Genomic DNA, 14,860 nt, shown 5'->3' with positions numbered 1-14,860 from the left:
CTGGGTCGTAAAAACTATCTCTTCGCAAGGTCTCATGACGCAGCACAGTGGGCAGCCGTGCTCTATTCATTCCTTGCCACCTGCAAGGCCAACGAAGTGGAGCCTCATCAGTGGCTAAGAAATACCCTGCAAATCATACCAGATACCAAGGTAAATGACCTCTCCAAGCTACTGCCAACAACCCCATAACTAAAATCAAAAACTTACACTACACGCTCAACACCGAAGGGATACGTAAATCGCAAGTCATTTTTTTGAATCACTAGCCTCAAATGTATCAGCCACCTCGGCGCGACCTACGCGGCCTGAGGTGGCTTTTTTTTACCTGGTAGCTCATCGAAACACCCTGTCAAACTCCGGGCGTGCATTGTCGCCTGGGAAGTTCTAGCGGTTGTTGAAGGGGGAAACAGAAGGTTTGCTCTACAGTATATTGTGCCCTAGTTAATATTATTCATCAGAACATGAATAGATCCCGGAACATTAATCAGCATATGAAAAAGGATCGCAGCAGGAAAGTTGATCTTTAGTCTGATAAATGCCAGAAAGTAACCAGTAATAAACTGAGGCAGAACAAAAAATGGTGCAGCCCACAAATAAACTATATCAATCTCTGACAAAGAAAAGTTAAATAAATGCATTAGCGCGAAGAAGCAGGTCAGCCCGAAAACTAAATATTTGCCTTCTATTCTTGACAAACATTCACACATCCACTTTGAAAGCAATATGAAAGTTAAAATCCCGAATAACATGGCACCTCCAAGTGCAATAAGCGCTTGATGATAAGAACCATCCAACTCATTCCACGGAGGCAATAACGATAGCAGAACAAAACAAGAAATAGCAGCTACAATATTAAATCGTGTGATTTTTAATGGTAAACGACAAGTAATCTCTTCTACAACTGGCCCAAGTAGGACTATTGAGACTGCTAGAAAAATTGGATTGATATCACTTTCATATAATCCTGAAGACTGAAGTCTATGACCGAATGCGCCATTAAAAAAAGTCATATTAAGGCTAATCAGTAATAGTGTCATCAATCCTGAAACAAATACGCAACATAAATATGACTTAATGAAAATCTTGATTTTCACTTGCTCATCTATTCGGAAAGAGTATGGATTAAGTATGAATTCTTTGACCATTTGCAATAAAAGAAGTCAAGCCAACCAAATATAGTTGACTTGATAAGTTATAAATGGCAACAAGTTACCTTAGACTATAAAAGCTAAGACATGTAACAAACATGCTTGTAGCTGCCCCTAGATCATAAAAAAAGTCACATGAATCATATCCTCCGTTAACATTTTCTAGCTCTTGATTCTTCATCAAAATCAAGCCAGAACTCTCAATTTCTTTTAAATTTTTCATCGTTATCTAATTTTTAAAGTTACTATGAATTATAACCTGCCCAGAAGCAATTCCATGCATCAATTACATCTTGTTGATCAAATGCTCCAGGACCGGTATAACCATTACCCTGAGGACGACCTTTTTGCCCCCCCTCAACCTCCTGAAGCTCATCTTGCCTTAGTTCAACTACATTCAAATTTTCCATGATTGAATAATAATTTTAAATAACACCCACATTTATAGGCTGTGGGCTTCACCTCTAGATTAACCGGTCAATCTTGATTCGAAGGTATTCATGTAAAGTGAAATAAAATTGCACTGTCCGACTCCACCAAAAATTTTTTCGCACTCCCCATCATTGATCCAGGTTAATGAGAAAGAAACGTCCATTCTGGAGGCGTTGCCTTTATAATAGTAAGTTTTGAGCTTCTTGTTATACCCTATTTTCACGCCAAGACATTTTAACGAATCAAATAGGTTATACAGCTGCCGTGTGCTCATTCCCAATCTCTTGGCCAGCTCTTCGGGCGTACCTGTGGATTCCTGAATGATCAACTTGTTAAGTAACTGAATCCTTTCAATTTGTTTTACAAAATTCATAAAATAAAGAATTTAATGTAAGATTTCAGATGTATGGACTAGTGACCAACGGCTGTCCTGTTTGCCGATTCCATAGGAATTGATAGTCGGCATTTCCTTTGAGCAACTCCTCATGGGTGCCTTCTCCAACAATATTTCCATTATCAAGTATAAGAAGTCTGTCGGCCATGGCTACAGTGTTGAGTTTATGGGAAATTGTTAATATGGTTTTACCCTGATCTTTCAATTGAAGCATGGTCTCAATGACCAGCTGCTCTGACTTAGCGTCAAGAGCAGATGTAGCCTCATCAAATATGATTATTTCAGGATCAGAATAAAGCGCACGAAGAATGGCTAATCGCTGGCGCTGCCCACCAGACAAGTTCACCCCATTTTCACCTAGATAGCTACCGAATCCATTGGGCAATTCATTGATGAAATCCAGCAGTCCAAGTTGTTGTGCCAGCTTCATGATTCGTTTCGTATCAGGTTGGAACTCACCAAGAGCAACATTTTCAATTACAGACCCAGCAAATAAATCTACCTCTTGAGGCACAATAGATATCAGCTCATTGAAACTATCTCGTTCAATACTATTAATTTCATGGGCACCTATTAGTATTTTCCCCTCATCTATTGGGTACATTCTTTTCAATAATGAAGCAATTGTTGACTTTCCAGATCCGCTCTCACCTACCACCGCTGTGAAAGATCCTTTTTTAATAGTAAGGTTTAATCCCTCAAATACAGTCTTGCGCGTCCCATACCTAAACCTGACATTTTTAAAATTGATATCTCCTAAGTCGTCCCGACTCAATTTTATCCCCTCCGCATTCTGCACACCCTCAAGATCCATAACTTCAAATAAACGATCCGCCGCAATCATGGCGTTCTGATAGGACTTATTGGCACCAATAAGACTACTCACAGGACCAGTGAAATATCCTATAATAGCATAAAAAGACATCAATTCACCAGGTGTTATAGTCTGATCCACAACATAGCCAGCACCTATCCACAGTAAAACAATGGTGAATAAACGTGAGGTTAATTGAGAGGTATTAGATGAAAAAATACCATTTAACCCCGACTTATATATGCTGTCCATAAGTCGAACAAATCTTAACTCAGTTTTTAAGTTGGCATGATATTCTAAACCAAAAGATTTAATCGTTCTTACGCTACTTATTGACTCTACCAATTGGGATTCTAACTCCGCAGAGCATTCCATAACGTTGCGCTCTACTTTACGATTGAGTCGGTTAGTAAACCAATAGATGATAAAGTAAACAGGAACAACTAACAAGACAATCGATGCTAGCTTCCAGTAATAAGTAAACATCAACCCAAATGAAAAAATCAGAACAAAACAATTAACTAAAATATCAATGGCCATTTCATTGATAAACACTCGAATTTTTACTGCATCATTGATTCGGCTGATGATCTCACCTGTACGCATGGTATCAAAGAAGCGTTGAGGCAAGCTTAACAGGTGTTTATAATACCCTAAAATTAGACGAGCGTCTATTTGCTGACCAGTCTTTAAGACAAACAAGGATTTGAATGTATTGATTACAAACTGAATCCCTAAAAGAGCAAGCATTCCAAGACTTAACACATTAAGCAGGTTGAGATTCTGTGTTGGCAGCACATGATCAACTATCTTTTGAACGTAAATAGCTGTAGTCAACCCTATAAGTGTAAAAACCATAGCTCCGACAAGTGATTGAATCAAAATACTCCTATGAGGGCTTAACAAAAACCAAAATCGGCTAGCCACAGAAACCCGCTCATCTCCCTTCTTAAATTTCTCATTTGGCATGAGTAGTATTAATACTCCAGACCAAATAGTTTCGAAATCCGCCAGACTATATGATTCGATTTTACCAAGAGCCGGATCCATCACTTTAACAACCTGATTAGTAACCGCATAGATCACCACGTAATGATGTAATACGTCTTTCATCACCACATGAGCAATGGTCGGAACTGGAATCCCATGCAATGCATCCATTCCTCCTCGAACACCCTTAGCGGAAAAACCGAGCTTTTCAGCCGCTTCAACGATCCCAAGCGCATTTGTCCCTTTACTATCTGTCCCAGCTATTTGCCTTATTTTAGCAACTGGAAGATTGAGGTGGTAGTGAGCTGCTACAGAGGCTAGACAAGCAGCTCCACAATCAGTAATGTCCCTCTGTCTAATTAGAGTAGATTTCATCATTATTTTGGTGATTTGGAAGCGATATTATTTGGCCTATTCATAGGGTTTACCCAATTGTCCACATGATCATACAATAGTCTATAAAGGCTACGCTCTGCAACAATAAAATTCGCCTGCACAGTCATTCCTTTCTTTAATTTACCTTCAAACCCATTGCCCAATGAGAGAAAGTCTTTGACTAACGAACACTTCACTAGAAAAAACGGGTGCCCGTCTTGCATGTAGACATCACTAGATATTTGTTTTATTTGACCTTCCAACATTCCCCATTCGTTGTAGTTGAATGCATCGACTCTAAAGGTTGCCGACTGATTAACCCTCAACAAGCCAATATCCCATGGCGCCACTAAACATGAAATTACTAAGCTGTCACCTGGCGAAACCTCTGCCAACTTAGTCCCTGAATGAAGAAACTGGCCTTCTTTGACGACCAAAACATTCTGCAATGACCCTGAAGCGGGGGCTATGACACATCTGTTGTCGATTTCCTCCTTCAATTGATTAATCCGATTTTTAACCGATGAAAGTCTTCGTTCTAGTTCTAATAAGGCCATTTCCCATTTTGACCTTTGACTTTCTTTTAAAATTGCGATTTCTGCATTTATCTGATCAAAGGGTAGCTTAGCTTCTTCATATTGCAATTCCGAAATCACTTCTGCATCGAAGAGTTTCTGTTGCCTGATAAATTGTTTTCTAAGGTTATTCCTTGTAATCTCTAGCTTTTTTAATGATGAAGTAAATTCAAGCAATTCACTTTTGAATCTGTCGGTTTTTAAATTCACAGATGAATCATTTAATAGCCCCTCTAGATCTGTCAGAAAAAGGCCCAATTCTTTAGCATCAGAATTTTGTTGAAACAGCTCAATTTTTAAAACCTCATGATCAAATCTTAACAAGGTGTCACCCTCGAAAACTTGTTGGTCTTCTTTTAGATGACTATACGTAACACGAGCACTTACAGGACTTGAAATAAAATGACGGTCTTCAGATGAAGAAACTTGACCTCTTACAGACCTTGACACCTCAATTTTTACAAATGGTAAAAGGATCATTGAGACCAACAGGAAAGTAAGAAGTGTCAGGTAAATAGCCTTAGAACGTGGCTTAATTCGGAAAGTATAGGATTCAATGGATAACCCAATAAATCCTTCGGGGAACAGTCGGTTTTTCATAGCGGCGGCAACTAAATTTCAATTACAAACAACTGCAATTGAATATTTGTAAGGATGAAGCTATGAAACCGTTTTTAAAAACACAAATAATGTTATCCTTCAACATTCTTGAGCTACATAATTTCTTTAATTAATACAACGTTTCGTACTATTATTGCAAATACTAATGCTTTGAATTAGATCCAGCCAAAAAACATCCAGCCATTACTATCAATCCCCCAATGAAAAAATTCATCACGCTGCTCGCATTATATGGACTTGATTTCATGCAGTCCTGTTTATGCCCGGACACTGAATTTACGATGACTTATGTGACTATCGAAAGGGCCAGAGGTCTATTCTTTTCTTTTGACCAACACGGCATTTACCCAAAACTGGATGATTTTGACAGAACAGAACACGGAATAAGTATTATGTCCGATTCTACGTCTGAGCGCAAGGAGATTTATCTACTTGCTCCCACCCTGATCAATTCTGCATTGGCTTGTCAAGACCCAGACCGAAGTGAGTTTGTAGCTGTAAAACACAAGCCATTATTTAATTGCTAGACTCAAAATACATAAGCCACCTCATCGTAACCTACGCGACCTGAGGTGGCACTTTTTTACATCATAGCTCACCGAAACACCCTGTTAAACTCCGGGCGTGCATTGTCGCCTGTGAAGTTCTAGCGATGGTTGAAGACTTAGGAGAGCCAGTAAAAAACCACCAGATACAGCGCCTGCGCTGTATCTGGTGGTTAAATAATTATTGAATGATTAGTCTGTGTGTTTGGCTACCGACACGAAGTAGGTAATATCCTTTATCCAAATCACTTACATCGATTACATTTCCCCCACCCACCGGTATCGACCTGATCCATCGGCCACTGATCGAATACAGCTCTATGGAGACAACCTCCTGGTTGGGAAGATTTATGTGCACCCGATCGCTTGCGGGATTAGGATAGAGATATAGTTTACCTTGAGCTCCCTCAAGTATCACCTCAGCCTCTACCGATCCAGCTATACGAAATCCGAAATGGTCATTGCCACGGTCCTCTTCGTCTGAAAATCTCATAGCAGACTGCAAAGTAGCTTCATGGTAATTCCAGGAGCCTCCTCTCCAGCATCGTAGTGTTGACCCTGACACCTGAATGTTGGGGTCTGTGGCAGCAGACGTAGCATACGGGGCTACATAGTTGTCAGCGATCCACTCCCACGCATTGCCAGCGAGGTTATACAGGCCGAAAGGATTGGCCGTACCACTAACTGCAGCCCGTACGTGATGGGTAGCTACTTTTAGTTTTTCCTGATTCCAATTGGCATCAGCCACATCCGCACCATCATGCACGGCGTACTTAAAATCTTTGCCTCCTTTTGCTGCAAACTCCCATTGTGCTTCGGTGGGAAGGTCCAGGTCATAGTAGATGGCAAACGCCTTTGCTCCCCACCATCGGATAAAGGTCACCGGCCAGTCCGAAACCTCTGCTTTTGTAGGGAGGTTTTTTGCTGCCGAGGGATTGGCTTCTGTCCAGCCTTCAAGCTCTGTGGACAGTTTGAGCCCTGCCCCACTCCAGTCTTCAAAATCATTTTTCAGTGTAGACTCAAAGCTTCCCTGCTTAGTTCCATAATCGTAATAGTCGCACAGGTTTTTCCAATGAAAATCACCAGCATCATGTGGGTCTTTCACATAAAATTTCTTGGACGAGGAATCGAAACCTATATAAGCAATATTGAGCGGGTTTTCTGGCTCTATTACACCAGTGAAGGGGTTATTATCCCCGTCATCATTGTCGTGATCTTTCATTACCCGGGTTCCATCCAGGGTATAAAGCACTTTTCCGCTGTATGATGAGGAGCTAGTACCTGTAATGAGTTGCTTGTCTTTATCAGGCCCTGCTGTGCCGGTGGTGACTTCCACCAGACCGTCTGCATAAGCGGCATTCAGAAATTCCACGTATTGAGCATTGGTGATTTCCGCCTCACTAAGGGTGTAAGCACTCACCGTCACTTCGTGTTCGGGTGCAGCAGCCTGCTGATCAGGCGAGCCCGTCAGGTTGTTGCTTCCCATGGTAAAGGTCCCTCCGGTAATTTCTTTCATCACAATCCCCGAGGGCAAGGACTGTGCGAACACTGTGTTGGAAAATAATAAGGCAAAAAGTACTCCGAATAATGGTGACTTCATAGTTAAATTGGTTAGTGAATTGAATAGTCACCGCAGATAAAAGCTGGTTGAGCCTAATTCTGGCGGTTAAAAATTGAAAGTACGGTTTTAACCTATAGCAATCAAGCAAAGCCTTAGAAACAGGTGCATTTAATCAGACACAGATTCTCTCGTACCTGAAGTGGCGGGAAAATGAAAGACTGTAAATTGTTTAACGTAAGAGGTGAACATACCCGGTAAGCCCGGCTCTAAATTGGGGCTCATTCATCGCCAATTGCTCCTATCACCACCTCCGGATAAAAGACCACCTACTAATGCCTATTGTCTTTCATAAGCCGCAAAAACATCTTTACGGATAGCGCCCACCCTTTGATGCCTGAGGCATTGTCAGCCACATAAGTTTTCATGGCCTCCAGGTCAGTTTTTTCATACTGATTGCCATTGTAATACAATCGCTCTATGGTCCTGGTGTTGCGGATATCCTCTAGCGGGTTTTTACTGAGCAGCAGCAGATCGGCCACTTTACCGGCTTCTACCCGACCATAGTCGGCAGTTACGCCAAAATATACCGCCGGCTCGGAGGTAGCGCTCACCAGTGCCTCGGCGGGTGTGAGCCCTGCTTTTACCAACTCTTCCAGCTCCTGATGCAGGCTAATGCCAGGAAAAGAATAGGGATCGTACGAGTCCGTACCGGCCAGCACTTTCACGCCACTATCGTGCGCCCGACCGGTCAGCTCTAGCCCCTTAGTATAAAAATCTTCCAAATAGGTTTGCATGCCGTCAGGTTTGGCATACTCATGCATCCCCGAGGCATCGTCGCTCCAGATCATCGCTACCAGGGGTGGCACATATTGCAAATTGGGATCGTCTAAAAAATCCTGATCATAGGCCAGTGCCTCATACCTTCTGGTAACATGGGTCGGACAGAAATAGGTCTCATTTTTGACCATTACATCCACCAGTTCATTAAACTGCTCTTCATCAAAACCTTCCAACATGGCGACTACCGAAGGCCGATCACTGGCATCTACCTCCTCATCCGAATAGAGCGCACGGTAGTATTCCCGGTTTTGATCCGCCAGCGGATTGGCGTGTTTGATAAACAGGTGGGCATGCTCAAAACTTCGCTGACCCGCATTGGAGGCATCTATTGGGTTGATCGCATTGGGGTAATGGCCAGCAAAGACCACCCCGCGGGCGTTGGCTTCTTTCGCTAGCGCAAAATAGCGCTCTGATAATATGCCCGAATAGATTTTGATGAAGGTATTCGGGTCAGCGGCCGTACGGTTGACAACTTCCACCACGTCCTGCTCATCATAGTTGGCCCCTACTATCTCGTCGGCAAAGCCAATGAGCCGCGGCCCCAGCAGCTTCTCCGCCAGGATGTCTTGTCGCCACTGTCTCCGCTCTTCATTGATGTTTACGATGCCCTGCATGTCTCGGATGTTGGTAACACCATGAGCAATGTGTAGCGGCATGATCACCTGGGGAGCGATCTGAAAAGCAAGGTGCGAATGCATGTCCCACAGGCCGGGGATAAGGTACTTGCCTGTTCCTTCCACTTGCACCATGTTAGCGTCATCGGGCGTAAAAGCATCGGATGCGATCCGCTCAATGCGATCGCCTTTGATGTATACAAATTGATTATGTAGGACAGTGTCTGCTTCAGCATCTACGATATTGACACCTTTGATGATGTAGCTATGGTCGCTAGATTTTTGGGTAAGGGGCTCGGCGAGTGGATAAAGCCAAAGTACCAAAATGAGCAATGCAAAGAATACAACAGCGATAAGCGCATACTTCATCATGCGCAAGAAAATTTTCTTCATGGGTGAGGTTGGGTAATGAATCGTACAAAAAAATTGTCACCTCACTTGAGCGGTGACACCCATGTAGTGACGGGCTAAAGTTCCTGTAGGTTTCATAGGTGATCGTTTTTTTGAATTGGTGAATCCCAATTCATTTATTCCTAATCCAAGGAAATCATTAGCCGGGTCCTCCGCTCACGGCAATCATTCGTACGCATTCGGCAATCACTCATCCGCTCCCGGCAATCATCCATCCGCTCCCGGCAATGCCCCATCCGCTCGTGGCAGTCATCCGTCCGCATCCGGCAAACACTCATCCGCATCAGAAAATGACTCATCCGCTCTCGGCAATCATTCATCCGCTCTCGGCGATCATTCATCCGCATCCAGCAATCACCCGTCCGCACGCGGCATTCACTCATCCGCTGAATTTGATCAAGGCTAATGCCGATTGGGTGGACCCATTAACCAAAAACCGTCATTTTCATACCTCCATCACCTTATAACTAAAAAAGCAGGCCACTGGCCTGCTCTTCTAATTTCTAAAACCTACCGCATGAATTGCCTATCTCCTTCCTCCGCCGCGTTTCATTTCGTCTATGGTATTTACTGCCGTCTGCAGCTCGCGTTTGAGTCGTACCTGCGTTTCGCGGGCTTTGTCTCTGTGGGCATCGTACTCGTGGCGCAGTTTGTCATAGTCCTTTTTCACACGAGTGGTCACCTTATTGCTACGTATATACATCAGGTAAGCGATCACGGCTACCACTGCCAGTATGAGTATGATCACCCACACCATCACATGGTAAGCAGCCTTCGAAAAAGGTATGCCGATAAAATGTATCTGATCGTTTACTTGCTCACTCGCTGCCAGGTCAGCCTGCAGGCTGCTTACTCGCTGCTCCAGCGTATCTATTTGCGTACGCAGCTCTCCTACTTCATTTTGCAGGGCACTGATTTGTGCATTTTTCCCTTGCAGGGTGTCTGCTATCTGCGCCCAATAGGCATTCATATCCGTGATTGGCACCACCTTGTAGCGCTCATAGGTGGAGTTTTCGTTCATCATAGCCTCAAACTGCCCCTGCAGCGACTCCTGCGCAGAGAGTGTGAGAGTGCCAAAAACCATGATGATTAGGCAAAAGGTAAGTTTGGTAGTAAGGTTCATGTATGTTGTATTGCTGGTCATTGGTTTACAAAAATGCATTAATAAAAAGTGATCTCACAGTCTGGAAACTCAGATTTAAATTCATCCAGTTTGTGCGCCCGAATGCGGGTGTTGTAGCACACCAGGGTTTTGAGGTTGCGAATATCGTAAAGCCTGTCGAGACGCCAAACCCTTGTATTGCTGATATCCAAACTTTCCAGATTTCGGAGCTCTGTCAGTCCTTTGAGTTTCTTGATGTTCGTTCCCGATGCATTTAGTTTTTTGAGCTTGCTCAAGCCATCAAGCGGGCGCAAGTCATCCACAGCTGTATTGGCAATATTGAGTGCTTCCAGGTTGCGCAAGTCACCTATTCCTTCCAGTGTCATTAGTGGACCATTGGTGCAGGTAAGTGTCCGTAGTTGGTCGTGGGACTGCAAGGCACTCAGATCTGTCACGCGGGTACGGTTTAGTGTCAGTTGCTGCAGGTTCACGAAAGCATCTAATGGAAATAGCTCCAGCACAGGCTGTGCATCTATGGTCAGCTCGGTGCGCTGCACGAGCTCATGCAGGTGATAGGCGTCCAGCTCCTCTGGTGCCAGGGCATCCTGCCATGTAGGGCTTAGGTTGTTCCACCAGCCCAGCAGCTCATCAGACTGGTAGATCACCACTGTTTTCGGATTTACAAACAGGTATTGTCGCACTTGCTCATCGGTTACTTCGGTTTGTTCCAGGTCTAGAAGCTCCAGCTTGTTAAGCGCATGGAGCGCCTGTATACTGGTAGTAATGCTGCCGGTCAGCACCAGTGTCTTCAGCTGTTTGTTGTGCGCCAAACCTGAGGTAGTTTCCACAGCCAGCTTACGTGCTACCAGTGTTTCCAGCAGTTCCATTTCTCGCGTAAAGCGAAAATGGGTAAACAGGTTGTTGCTCACATTGAGGTAGCGAAGCTTCTTAAACTTCCGGAGCGGTTCGGATGACACCAGCTGCATGCCGCTGATATCTAGCGAGTCCAGGTTGAGCAGCTTGATCACCGACTCTTTGGAGGGCTCCACACCTCCCATATAAGGCTGTAGTGCTTCACGCCAGTCACCGGTGAGCGACTGCCACCACTCCATGATTTTTTCACTGTTGGTCACCACCACCACTCCAGGTCGCTGGGCCATAAAATCGGACGCTGCCTGCTCCGATACACCCGTATAATCTGCATAAATCCGGCGTAGCCCCCTTAGCTCGGCTACAGGCTCCAGGCTATTGACACGCGTTTGGTTTACATGCAGCAGCTGTAGGTTTTGCAGATTGGCCAGTCCGTGCAGTCCATGGATGTACGTTTCGGAAGCATTGAGCTCCTTTAGCTCATGGAGATCGCGCAGTGCACGCAGTGCGGTAATTCCAGTCTTGGCTACATTGAGGTATTGCAGTGGCTTACAGTCAGCTATAAGCTCTGGGTTGGCAAAAGCCGTATTGGATAGGTCTAGCCACAGCAGCTGATCCAGCGCATCCAGCGGCTCAAACACCGCCACATTAGTGCCCGATAGGTTCAGATGCTGCAGAGCTGAAAGCTTCTCTATCGGCCGTATGTCTCGCACCAGTGTCTGGCGCAGGTCCAGGTATTCCAACTTTTCGAAATACTCGAGCACCGACAGATCTGCCACCGCCGTATTGGCGGCCTTCAGTTTTCTTAGATTTCGCGCGTAGCGCAAAGGCTCCAGGTCAGAGATTTTGGAGTCAGAAAGGTCCAGTACCTTCAGGTTGGTGAGTGCCATCACAGGCTCCAGCGACTGGATCATCTGGTTGCCCGCCAGGCTGAGGCTATCTATACTTCCCATTTGGAGCAGTACCTCATCGGTAAGGCTGTCATGTGTCACATACGTGGAAAAAATGGAGCGCCACCCAAACGAAAGGGTGTTCCACCACTCTCGCAGTTCGCGCTCACGGCTTACCTTGGTGGTATACACACTGGCGATCTTAAGGTCGCCACTTTGCTCATCTATGTTTACTTCCAAAAATCGCTTTTTGGTAGACTGGTAAGGCTCCCCTTCTAGCGTAGTAGCATCTATGGTGTTTAGAAAAGATACCAGATAGTAAGTGTCGCCATTTTCGCGAGTATCTTCGGTGACGGTGATTTCTTCAAACGAAAACGTGATGTCCTGAAAGAAAAAATCAACATCGCGCAGGTAGGCCGACACGTCTTTGTTGGTAATCACCTGTCGGTCGGGCAGCAGGTCATCTTCGATCTGCACCTGGTCGTTTAAAAACGCCTTTTTGTAGCTCTCTGTAATGATGACCTCCTTGTCACGGGTAGAAGTACGAGCAGCCCCTACGGTATTGAGCATGTAGCGGTAAAAGCTCACCAGGCTTCTCACTTCCGATTCTTGTGCACTCTCGGCCGTCTGTGCCAAACTTTGGTTTGCCAGCATCAGTACGAGTAGCAAACCCCACCAAAGTCTAGTTTTTGTCATATACGTATGCTTTCAATAATGCTAACTGCTGATCATTTTGAATCTTCATCAGGTTAGAGATCAGCCATCCGGTGTTGTATCCGGGGCGGTTAAAATTGGCCAGTTCAAAATACCAGCCTCCTATATCAAAAAAGTGGAACCGTACGTTTTTCACGGTTTTAAACTTCAAATTACCTCGCTTCATTTCATAGAGAAATAAGGTGAGATAATCTGGCTCATAGCTCCGCGGTGTGTATTGCTCCGGGTACTCGTTATTGGCAAAAGCCTTGCGCAGCGTCATAAACTCCAGCTCATGACTCATTGGGTGGATAAACTGCTTCTGGTCGGAGGTATCTTTTTCGAAAAAGGTCTTAAAAGGCTCAAACGACACATCGTCAATCACCCACTCGTAGCCCTGTCCCTGAGCCTGTAGCTTCATGTACAGCAAGGCGGTGACATCCTGCCCTTTAAATCGAAACTGTGCATTGACTTCCGCCACCCAGTCGTCTCGGTGAAAATCAAGAAAGACAGGTGTTTTCCTGTCTGTTAGTTGCTTTACAAAATCTTTGCGAACATCCTCACTGCTTCCCGCTTCTTCATCGAAGAGCATGGGCAGGTATTTGCGGCGCAGCCCACTATCGCGGTACTTTTTATCTCCCTCATAATAGCGATCTCCCCGGTCATCTTCCTCTCCATTGAACCGGCGAAAAAACTGGTTGATTTGCTTGGTGGAAGCATACAGCTGCTCCTCGGTAGCTTTCATATCATCGGTGAGGCCCTGCCCCACCGATGCATAAAAGCCTAATACCATGACCAGGCCTGCTAGCCTCCTCATGCTGATGTTTCGGTTACACGCACATCACCCAGGAGCACGTCCCAAAACTCAATGGTGCGCCCGGCAATCTGCGTTTCCTTTTTCTTCACGTAAATGGTAATATCCTTTTTGGTGGTATCCTTATAACTCATACCATCATCAGAAGTACCCTCAAAGCGCTGATAGATCGTAATGACCCCCACATAAGTACCGTCGGGCTGACGCTCCAGGTCACTGATGTAATGGATGTCGTACCACTTGATAGTCACCTTGTCGTAGTTGAGCGCCATCAGTCTTTCAAAGTACTCACGCACCTTGTAGTAGCTGATTTCCTCTCGGCTTAGGGACGACACACCCATCTCGCTATCAGGAGCAAAAAGCTCTTCTGCTCGGTCCATCACACGCTGTGCTTCACTGAATTGTGTTTGTTTATCACCAATGATACTGATGTACTTGCTCAGGTCTTTGACTTTCTCCAGTGCCAGCGAGTCTATCGCCTGCTTGCGACGTGGGTCTACATTGGTTTGTGCAAAGGCACTAACGCCCATCAGGAGCGTCACTGCTACGAGTATATGCTTCATATAGTTCATAATATCCCTAGTTTAGTCCTTTATCTATTTTTTCAATACCAGCTCCTTGATGCGGCCATAGTCATCCATCACCATCTCCTCCACCTCGGCTTTGTCGTTTTTGGTGTCTTTTAGGTACTCCAGATATCGGCGGATGGTAGTAGGCTCATCATAGTCTGTGCTACCATCACCACGGTAGATCACGATGAGGACAGGTGCATCTGGCGAGCTAAACATCCCCAGCGCTTCACGAATGCTGCTATTGGCTGAAGCCGTAGAAGGTGCGTTGGCTATAGCGCCAAAGTAATTATCCAGCTTTTGCGTTTTTGTGGGCTCTTTCGAAACCTTTCGCTCTGGCTGCTCTTCCTGCTCCTGATCATCATCACCAAGCTCCTGCTCTATCTGTGCCTTTACCTCCTGCGGATCGGATATTTCAGATGTTTTCTTTTTGTTTTTACACGAACTAAAACCGATGATCAACGCCAAAAGCGCTACCATGGAAGTATTGAATTGTAGCTTTCTCATTTCAGAAATAGTTTATCCCTTAGATTTCAAAATTCGAATTTAGTGTGCTTCGGGTATTACACACCAATTCATATGCCTCTTTATCAAATAGCATT

16 protein-coding genes are annotated in these 14,860 nt (G+C 44.8%); 3 read left to right on the top strand and 13 right to left on the bottom strand.

The window, feature by feature from the left end:
* The coding region (locus C7460_RS24430; RefSeq protein ID WP_147303064.1) for a transposase domain-containing protein at window positions 1-189 on the top strand (189 nt) is incomplete at its 5' end.
* Window positions 190-437: 248 nt separating this feature from the next.
* Here C7460_RS24430 and C7460_RS22320 read toward each other — a convergent pair.
* The 6 genes from C7460_RS22320 to C7460_RS22305 all read right to left on the bottom strand — a co-directional run bounded on the left by C7460_RS22320 (window position 438) and on the right by C7460_RS22305 (window position 5,328).
* Window positions 438-1,037, bottom strand: coding sequence for a CPBP family glutamic-type intramembrane protease (locus C7460_RS22320; protein ID WP_221409610.1), 600 nt, complete (start codon window positions 1,035-1,037; stop codon window positions 438-440).
* 172 nt (window positions 1,038-1,209) lie between these two features.
* The gene (locus tag C7460_RS24170; protein WP_221409609.1) at window positions 1,210-1,371 is read right to left on the bottom strand and encodes a hypothetical protein; all 162 of its coding nucleotides are present in this window, start codon (window positions 1,369-1,371) and stop codon (window positions 1,210-1,212) included.
* A 22-nt stretch (window positions 1,372-1,393) separates the two neighbouring features.
* Entirely contained in the window at window positions 1,394-1,558 is a 165-nt protein-coding gene (locus C7460_RS23920) for a hypothetical protein (RefSeq protein WP_170148143.1), read from the bottom strand.
* 59 nt (window positions 1,559-1,617) lie between these two features.
* Window positions 1,618-1,953 (bottom strand): DNA-binding protein, encoded by a 336-nt coding sequence (locus C7460_RS22315; protein WP_115870364.1) that lies wholly within the window; start codon window positions 1,951-1,953, stop codon window positions 1,618-1,620.
* 25 nt (window positions 1,954-1,978) lie between these two features.
* Complete coding sequence (locus tag C7460_RS22310; RefSeq protein WP_221409608.1) at window positions 1,979-4,156, bottom strand: peptidase domain-containing ABC transporter; 2,178 nt, start codon at window positions 4,154-4,156, stop codon at window positions 1,979-1,981.
* A complete protein-coding gene (locus tag C7460_RS22305) occupies window positions 4,156-5,328 on the bottom strand; it encodes an HlyD family secretion protein (protein ID WP_115870363.1) in 1,173 nt (390 codons plus the stop codon). The genes C7460_RS22310 and C7460_RS22305 overlap by 1 nt, the downstream gene beginning before the upstream one ends.
* A gap of 221 nt (window positions 5,329-5,549) precedes the next feature.
* Between C7460_RS22305 and C7460_RS22300 the strand changes: the two genes are divergently transcribed.
* Window positions 5,550-5,876: a hypothetical protein gene (locus C7460_RS22300; RefSeq protein ID WP_115870362.1), complete on the top strand. Its 327-nt coding sequence runs from the start codon at window positions 5,550-5,552 to the stop codon at window positions 5,874-5,876.
* A gap of 199 nt (window positions 5,877-6,075) precedes the next feature.
* On the opposite strand, the gene C7460_RS22295 is transcribed toward C7460_RS22300, so the two are convergent.
* Both C7460_RS22295 and C7460_RS22290 read right to left on the bottom strand, forming a co-directional pair.
* Window positions 6,076-7,494 carry an SUMF1/EgtB/PvdO family nonheme iron enzyme gene (locus tag C7460_RS22295; protein WP_115870361.1) on the bottom strand — a complete coding sequence of 473 codons (1,419 nt, stop codon included), beginning with the start codon at window positions 7,492-7,494 and terminating at the stop codon, window positions 6,076-6,078.
* Between the two features lie 290 nt (window positions 7,495-7,784).
* Entirely contained in the window at window positions 7,785-9,302 is a 1,518-nt protein-coding gene (locus C7460_RS22290; RefSeq protein ID WP_115870360.1) for an amidohydrolase family protein, read from the bottom strand.
* Between the two features lie 245 nt (window positions 9,303-9,547).
* On the opposite strand from C7460_RS22290, the gene C7460_RS23575 reads away from it, so the two are divergent.
* Complete coding sequence (locus C7460_RS23575) at window positions 9,548-9,787, top strand: hypothetical protein (protein WP_147303063.1); 240 nt, start codon at window positions 9,548-9,550, stop codon at window positions 9,785-9,787.
* 59 nt (window positions 9,788-9,846) lie between these two features.
* Here the strand turns inward: C7460_RS23575 and C7460_RS22285 are convergent, their stop codons facing one another.
* From C7460_RS22285 to C7460_RS22265, 5 genes are read right to left on the bottom strand one after another with little or no spacing between them, the layout of a single operon-like run.
* Window positions 9,847-10,464 carry a hypothetical protein gene (locus C7460_RS22285; protein ID WP_115870359.1) on the bottom strand — a complete coding sequence of 206 codons (618 nt, stop codon included), beginning with the start codon at window positions 10,462-10,464 and terminating at the stop codon, window positions 9,847-9,849.
* Window positions 10,465-10,481: 17 nt separating this feature from the next.
* A complete protein-coding gene (locus tag C7460_RS22280; protein WP_147303062.1) occupies window positions 10,482-12,878 on the bottom strand; it encodes a leucine-rich repeat domain-containing protein in 2,397 nt (798 codons plus the stop codon).
* Window positions 12,865-13,692, bottom strand: coding sequence for a hypothetical protein (locus tag C7460_RS22275; protein WP_115870357.1), 828 nt, complete (start codon window positions 13,690-13,692; stop codon window positions 12,865-12,867). Before C7460_RS22275 ends, C7460_RS22280 begins: the two co-directional genes overlap by 14 nt.
* Window positions 13,689-14,252 (bottom strand): hypothetical protein, encoded by a 564-nt coding sequence (locus tag C7460_RS22270; protein WP_115870368.1) that lies wholly within the window; start codon window positions 14,250-14,252, stop codon window positions 13,689-13,691. The genes C7460_RS22275 and C7460_RS22270 overlap by 4 nt, the downstream gene beginning before the upstream one ends.
* A 33-nt stretch (window positions 14,253-14,285) precedes the next feature.
* A complete protein-coding gene (locus tag C7460_RS22265; RefSeq protein WP_115870356.1) occupies window positions 14,286-14,765 on the bottom strand; it encodes a nucleoid-structuring protein H-NS in 480 nt (159 codons plus the stop codon).
* Window positions 14,766-14,860: the final 95 nt, after the last annotated feature.

The sequence above is a fragment of the Marinoscillum furvescens DSM 4134 genome, from assembly GCF_003386095.1.
GTDB classification, from domain to species: Bacteria; Bacteroidota; Bacteroidia; order Cytophagales; family Cyclobacteriaceae; genus Marinoscillum; species Marinoscillum furvescens.
The sequence above is the reverse complement of the archived record's forward strand: the minus strand, read 5'-3'. Positions and strand labels throughout refer to the sequence as shown.